Origin of the sequence: Nocardia sp. NPDC058499 (genome assembly GCF_042719915.1) — a bacterium.
GTDB lineage: Bacteria > Actinomycetota > Actinomycetes > Mycobacteriales > Mycobacteriaceae > Nocardia.
Window position 1 is genome coordinate 22,635 of record NZ_JBHXMZ010000024.1, and the last position, 7,335, is coordinate 29,969.

General features: G+C 65.2%; 6 protein-coding genes. All 6 read right to left on the bottom strand.

What is annotated here, in order from left to right; all coding sequences use genetic code 11:
* Positions 1–10 precede the first annotated feature (10 nt).
* Positions 11–1,198 carry an L-rhamnose isomerase gene (gene rhaI, locus ACFWPH_RS34000; RefSeq protein WP_378756410.1) on the bottom strand — a complete coding sequence of 396 codons (1,188 nt, stop codon included), beginning with the start codon at positions 1,196–1,198 and terminating at the stop codon, positions 11–13.
* Between the two features lies 1 nt (position 1,199).
* Positions 1,200–2,558, bottom strand: a complete 1,359-nt coding sequence (locus ACFWPH_RS34005; RefSeq protein WP_378756411.1) for an MFS transporter — start codon at positions 2,556–2,558, stop codon at positions 1,200–1,202.
* Positions 2,559–2,613: 55 nt separating this feature from the next.
* Positions 2,614–2,967: an L-rhamnose mutarotase gene (locus ACFWPH_RS34010; RefSeq protein ID WP_378756412.1), complete on the bottom strand. Its 354-nt coding sequence runs from the start codon at positions 2,965–2,967 to the stop codon at positions 2,614–2,616.
* A 254-nt stretch (positions 2,968–3,221) separates the two neighbouring features.
* Positions 3,222–3,443: a hypothetical protein gene (locus ACFWPH_RS34015; protein ID WP_378756413.1), complete on the bottom strand. Its 222-nt coding sequence runs from the start codon at positions 3,441–3,443 to the stop codon at positions 3,222–3,224.
* Positions 3,444–3,498: 55 nt separating this feature from the next.
* Complete coding sequence (locus ACFWPH_RS34020; protein ID WP_378756414.1) at positions 3,499–4,839, bottom strand: MFS transporter; 1,341 nt, start codon at positions 4,837–4,839, stop codon at positions 3,499–3,501.
* 154 nt (positions 4,840–4,993) lie between these two features.
* Positions 4,994–7,213: a glycoside hydrolase family 3 N-terminal domain-containing protein gene (locus ACFWPH_RS34025; RefSeq protein WP_378756415.1), complete on the bottom strand. Its 2,220-nt coding sequence runs from the start codon at positions 7,211–7,213 to the stop codon at positions 4,994–4,996.
* Positions 7,214–7,335: the final 122 nt, after the last annotated feature.

The following is a 7,335-nucleotide window of genomic DNA, read 5'->3' on the forward strand; positions in this document are numbered from 1 at the left end:
GTCGGTGTGGTCAGGCGCCCCAGGAGGCGGCGGGCCCGGTGCGCTCGGCGGCGAGCCGCTCCTGCTGCCCGGAGCGCGCATAGGCGGCCATCGGATCCTCCGGCAACCCCCGCTCGGCGCGGCGGGCCGCCAGCAACGGCCGGACATCGGTGTAGAAGGCATCCATGAACACGCCGTTGGCGCCGAGCACATCCCCGGACTCCTGGGCAGCGGCGAGCGCGTCGAGATCGACCAGCGCCGCCCGTGCGGTCATCTCCTCGACATTGAGCACCGAGCGGATCTGACCGGGGATCTTGTCCTCGATGTTGTGGCACTGATCGAGCATCAGCGCCACACCATTCGCCGGATCCAGCCCGCCGCCGCGCAGTACCTCGAACAGAATGCGGAACAGCTGGAACGGGTCCGCCGCGCCGACGATCAGGTCGTCGTCGGCGTAGAAGCGGGAATTGAAATCGAACGACCCCAGCTTCCCCAGCCGCAGCAACTGCGCCACGATGAACTCGATATTGGTACCCGGCGCGTGATGACCGGTGTCCAGGCAGACCACCGCCCGCTCCCCCAGCGCGCTCACCTGCGCGTACGCGGTACCCCAATCCGGCACATCGGTCATGTACATCGCCGGCTCGAAGAACTTGTACTCCAGCACCAGCCGCTGGCCCTCCCCCACGTGCTCATAAATGGTGGCCAAGGATTCCGCCAGCCGGTCCTGCCGGCCCCGGATATCGCCCTGCCCCGGGTAGTTGGTGCCGTCGGCGAGCCAGATCTTCAGATCCCGGGAGCCGGTCTGCGCCATGATCTCCAGGCAGGCCAGGTGATGGTCGATCGCCTTTTCCCGGATCCGCTTATCGGTGTGGGTCAGACTGCCGAACTTGTAGTCGTCGTCCTGGAAGGTGTTGGAGTTGATCGTGCCCAGCTGGACGCCGAGATCCGCAGCGTACTGGCCGAGATCGGCATAGTCGTCCACCGTGTCCCACGGTATGTGCAGCGCCACGGTCGGAGCCAGGCCGGTGAGCCGATGCACAGTCGCGGCATCACCGATTTTCTCCTGAACCGTACGAGCCGTTCCCGGCGTACCGAACACCTTGAACCGGGTACCGGAATTGCCGAACGCCCAGGACGGCAGCTCGATCGCAAGGGATTCCAGGGCAGTGTCGATGGACACGGGATATGTTCCTTTCGCAACGGATGAATTCGGCATCTCAGCGGCCTCCCACCGGAGCGCCCTCGAGACCGCGACCGGACCCGTCCTCCGGCAGCACTCCCGTGGATTCGGTGACGGGCCTGCCGTAACGCTCGATTTCGATCTCGCGCAGGGTCTTCCCCTGCGTACGCGGGGCGTAGATCGCGCCGATCGCCAGCGCCACGGTGAGCAGGCCGACCAAAAGCAGCCCGACGACGGTGAGCCCGGTGGCGGCGAGCATGGTCGGGAAGAAATAGCTCAGCAGACCGGTTGCCGAGCGCACGACGAAGAACATGAACCCCTGTGCGCTGGCGCGATACGGCGTGGCGAACAGTTCGCTGGTCCACAGGCTGTAGAACGCCTGCGCACCGATACCGCTGGAAATGCCCCACAGCACAGCGAAGATCAGCAGCGTCGGCATTCCCGCGTCGGTGAAGAACACCAGCACACACCAGGCCAGGATGCCGAGCGCGGCACCGATCACGTACAGCTTGCGCTGCGAGATCCGGTCGGCGTAGGCCATGAAACCGAAATAGGTCGCCAGCACAGTGGCTCCCCAGACCAGCACCTGCAGCAGGTTCTGCGCGACCGCGCTGTTCACCCCCGCGCTCTCGTAGACGCGCGGCATGAAAATGCCTGCCTGCCCGGCGACAGTGTTCCAGAAGCCGTAGATACCGATCAGGACCAGCAGTGCGGTGATGTTGATCCGCCGGGAGAACAGTCCGCGCATACCCTGACCGCCGGTCGTGGCCTGTGTCGCCGATCCGGCACCGGATCGGGTCTCGTCCTTCCAGATCTGCGATTCGGCCAGGCCCTGCCGGATCCACCAGACCACCGCCGCGACCACGAAAAGATGCAGGAAGATCAACCGGGAGCCGAGTAGTTCCAGCGGTGCCAGCGCGGCCGCCAGGGCGAAACCGATCAGTGGGCCGACCGACCAGGCCAGCTGCGCGGTACCGACATGGCGTGCGCGCCCGTCGGTGGGCGCCTGCTCGGCGATATAGGTCCACGAAGCGGGCACACCCGCACCGACCGCGATACCGGTGATCACGAACGCGGCCAGCAGCATCGCGAAATTCATCGCGAATGTCGCGAGCAGCACGCCCGCCATGTAGACGAGCAGGTCATAGGTATAGATCGCCTTGCGTCCGAAGCGATCACACAGTGGCCCGCCGATTCCCGCGCCGATCGCCGCACCGAACGCGTTCGCACTGAGCGCGGCCAGCAAGCCCACGGCGAAATTGCTGATGCCGAACGCGTCCTGCCAGAAAGTCAGGCTCGTGGCGATCGCGATGATCGAACCCGCCTCGATGTAATTGGACATCGCGACGGATATCGTCGCCTTCCACCCGGTGGTGGATCGTGCGCCTACCTTCATGGTCTTCCTCGGGGGTCTAGCAGGAGTCTCGGTGTGAGTCGGGCGAGCCGCGGGCTCAGTCGAGGTGGAAGTACTCGGTAAGGCGGTGCATCGTCTCGTCCGGCAGCGCGCCCTGGTCTCCCCGCACGGTCGCAGGAGCCTGGAAGTACTCGGCCATCGTCGCCTGCCAGCGCGCGTTCACCTCGGTGGCCGCCATCGCGGCCTGGGCCTTCGCGAAATCCGGCGTCTCCAGATAGCCGACCACCAGCCCGTCTTCCGGCCGGACGAACAGCGAATAGTTCGTCCAACCGGCTTCACGCAGCGAGTCGAGCATGTCCGGCCACACCGTGGTGTGGGCAGCGAGATAGTCGTCGATCCGGTCCGGGCGCAAGGCCAGCAGGAAACAGACTCGTTCGGTCGTGTCGGGCATCCGGGTTCCGCCTCATCGTTGAAACGTTTCAATATGTGAGTGAGGCCACTGTATGCCCTGCAAGCAAAGCGGTCAACCCACACCGGCAAATGACCGAAGACACCCACCGCGCGCCGTATCACACGAATGCTCGCGAGGCACTCGGCTCCGCTCGGCCGCGAGGCGCCCATCAGGGCAGGCATTGAGGACGAGGCCGATCGCCTGGGTCACGGGAGCGAACCAGACCTTCATTTCAGAAGAAAGTCGGCGATGCGCTATAAGAGCGCGACGCCCGCCTCTTTCGCGTTCTCGGCGATATCGTTGCCGATTCCGTACATATCGCACGGCTGCTGTCCTTCGCGGTGATCCTGGCGGCAACCGCGACGTGTCACGGTCACTTGGAGCATGTTCGGGTCGGGGCCCTCCGACCACACCAGGGACTGCTCGACGGGGAACTCCCCGTAAGGGCGACCCGTGTACGACGACCGTGTGTCCATACAGGCGATCAGAAAGCTCTCGATGCCGAGTGGCTCCCGGTGCGAGCTTGTGCGGTCAACGCACTGCACGCACCCGCAACACGACCAGGCCGCCGACGACAGTAAAGACGCCGGCGACCAGGTAGAGCAGGGTGTAGTTGCGGTCTCCGACCGACGCGGCTCCGATGGCCAGCACCGCCGGTGCGACAAACGGTGCGACAGACTGGGGAATCGACGTCGCGAAGCCGATGATGCCCATGAACCGCCCGGCGCCGCTTTCTTTCTCGGGGAGCACATCGAGGACGAGCGCCTGGTCGACTGCGGAGAACATGCCGATTCCGGTCGATACAATGAGAGACCCGACGACGAGCACGGGCACGTCGGTCGAAAGGGCCATAACGATGGTTCCTGCGGCGAAGAGCAACGATGCGAGTAGCACGAATATCCGGCGACGGCGCAGCCTATCTGACAGGAAACCACCCCCAAGCGCCCCGACCGTGGTGGCGAGAACGCCGACCAGGCTGAGCGTCGCCATGATCGGGGCAACGTCGGCCACGGGGATACCGAGACGTGAGGCGAAGAAGAATGCAGTGAAGGTCGTGTTCAGCGTGAGTCCGAAGTAGAAGAAGAATCGTCCGAGCCACACCCAGGAGAAGTCGACGTACTTGCGTGGGTTGTAGAGGTATTTGCTGAAGAGCGACGCGAGTGAGAGCTTGTCGTCGAAACGTGCTTCACGAGTGTCCTCCTCACGGGTAAACAGCACGAAGAGGGCCACGCACACGACACCGAAGATGCCGGGAAGCAGGAACAGAAGCAGCGGGTCGCCGCTGAAGCTGCCGGCGAGCGCCACACCGACGACGGGCGCGATCTGGGTGACGAATCCAACAAGACCGGCAACCTTGCCACGTTGCGCCTCCGAGAGCTTGTCGGCCATCGACGTGAGGAGGTTTTGGAGTACCTGTCCCCACCCGAGTTGCGCGAGGATCCAGCCGGCGCCGAGGACCAGCGCGTTGGGCGCCAACGCCATCACGACCAGCGAGACGCCGCCCAGGACGGTTCCGGCGCCCATCCACGGACGACGTCGCCCGAAACGGGTCCGCGTCCGGTCACTGAGCACTCCGAAAAGCGGTGCCGTCAGCATAACCACGAGCGCGCCCGAACCGGTGATGTACCCAAGGTACTCGTCTCGTCCCGGCGCCAGGTCCGACAGACGGATCGCCAGGGAGATCGCCAGCGGTGTTATAAAGGCGACGAAGACGCCGAACTGGGCCAGGATCTGGAACCAGATATACGACGCACTCGCCTTCTCACCACCCGCGGGCACCTCGCCGGGGGTCACCGAAACGGCCGGGACCACAGGAGTTGACTGCGGCGCTGCAGGTGACTCGGCCGGGCCGTCAGTGGGGATTGTTGACATGGGGACTCCATTGTCTGTTGTCAGTAGCTAGCACGAGCCAGCAGAGGTGGGTGTACTCACACCTGCTAGCGCCCGGAAATTTCACATGGTCGACGTGGCCAGGTGCGATTCTCGCAACAGCGAGCGGCCGCGCGAGGCGACTGCCACTCGTGCGTCACGCGTCGACGTCCGTCGGCAGCCCGATACCCTGTTCCGCGCGGATGTCGTCGCTCGCGAATCCGACCAAGGCGGTGAGCATTCCGGCTTCGACGCGTCGGCGGCCATCGACCATCGTGTAGGCGAATCGGCTGATCGGAGCAGCCAACTCGATGGTGCCGGCCTGACCGACGTCGAGGCGCACGCGACGGAAGTCAGCGAGTTGACGGGCTGGGCGGATGATCGACGCGACCTCATCGCGGACGTAGAGCTGCACAATCGTCTCGCCGGCAACCGCTCCGGTGTTGGTCACCGTGGCAGTGGCTGTCAGGGTCGGAGAATCCGAGTCGCCGTCGATCGTTACGCTGCGCAGAGCGAGCTCGAAGGTGGTGTAGCTGAGTCCGTGCCCGAAGGCGAACAACGGCGTCTGCTCGGCGAGGTCAACGTATCCGTGTCGGGTGCCCGTCGGATGGGTGTACCCGCTCCCGAAGGGATGGCCGTGGTACATGGGGACTTGACCGAGCGCGCGCGGGAAGGTTGAGACCAGTTTGCCGCTCGGGTTGATCTCACCGGCGAGGACGGCGGTGAGGGACTTGGCCGCGTGTGGCCCGAGGAGAGGAGCCAAGAGCGCCGCGTCCACCCCTTCGAGGGCTTGCTCGAGGATCAGCGGTCGACCGGAGATTACTATCGCGACCACAGTCTTCCCTGCTTCGACCAGTGTCCGCAACAACTGGGTCTGGTTGCCTGGGAGCTCATTTCGGGTCGTCGTGCGGCCCTCCCCCGCCGTGTGGTTGCCCACCCATGCGGTCCGTTCGCCGACCACGACGAGAACCGTCTGTGCGGGGCCGACCTCGGCAAGCAGCGCATCCTCGTCGAGAGGATCCGCATCGAGCGACGGATCTCCGACGTCGACGTACCGGAGATCGGGCTGCACTTCTCGGAGTGCTTCGATCAGCGTCGGCATGTCGGGGTGCAGCTCTCGCGCGCGCCGTTCGAAGGCCGCCTCGATGCCGGGGAGCTCGAGCTGGAACAGGTCGGTGAAGATGGTGCCGGCCGGGTCGAGGCCTTCGACCTGTCCGGCCATGATCATCCGGATCGCCAGCGGTTGCTCCTCGTTGGACGCCGAGGTGTAGGCCCCGAAATGGATGCGCACTTCGTCGGCGAGGGAACCGACGACAGCGACGCCGTCGAACGACGTGAGCGGGAGCGCGCCATCGTTGCGCAGCAACACCACGGCCTCCTCGGCGAGACGGCGGGACACTGCGTCCGGGTCCTCGACCTGGGGGGTCCGCGTCGGCCGGGCGGAAGTATTCGGCACGAGCCCCAGCTGGTCCTTGACTGCGAGCACGCGCAGGACCGCGTCGTCGATATGCCGCTCGTCGACGCTCCCGGCGCGGACTTCGCCGGCGAGTGCGGAGAACATCTCGCTCCCCGGAAGTTCGACGTCGAGACCTGCGCTCAGCGCCTGCGCCGCCGCTTTCCCCGGCGTCGAGGCGGTGTGATAGATCTTCAGGAGCATGCTGACCGCGTCATAGTCGCTCACGACGAGGCCGTCGAAGCCGAGTTGCTCACGGAGCAGTTCGGTCAGCAGCCACCGGTTGGATACCGCGGGTACTCCGTCGATCTCGTTGTAGGAGTTCATCACCAGGCTCAGGCCCGCTTCGTCGATGGCCCGCGCGAAGGGGCGCGCGTATACGTCGTTGAGCTCGCGTCGGCCGATAACCGCCCTTGCCTGGTTGAGGCCACCCTCGGAGGCCCCGTACCCGGCGAAGTGCTTTGCTGCGGCGAGCACCGACCGGTTCTCACCGTGGATTGCGGAGATGTAGGCGACGCCGTTGCGAGCGATGACTTCCGGGTCCTCGCCATACGTCTCGTGCACCCGCCCCCAACGCAGATCCCGGGCCACGTCGAGAACTGGCGCGAAGGCCAGGTGGATGCCCGTTTCATACATCTGGTCTCCGACGATGCCCCCGACTTTTCCGACCAGCTCAGGGTCCCAACAGCTCGCTTGCCCCCATGCGGTCGGGAACTGGTGGCCTTGCGCGTGGACGAGGCCGTTGATCCCCTCTGCGTGTATGAGCGCTCCGATACCGAACGGGCTGACCGCTCGGGTGTGCTCTTGTACCTCGCCGAGCTTCGCGCGGAACGACGCAAGGTCAGCATCGAGTAGCCAGCTCAGCGACAGATGTCCGAGTCCGTCGGGCCGCAGCGACCGGATGCGTGGGAGGTCGAACGGCATCCCGGCCGATTCATCGGGTTCGGCAGTGGGATCGATCAGTTCGAAAACAGACAGCCCGTGCAGTTGAGCGATCTTCTGCTCGAGAGTCATCGAACGCAGGACGTACGAGAGGTTCGCCATGG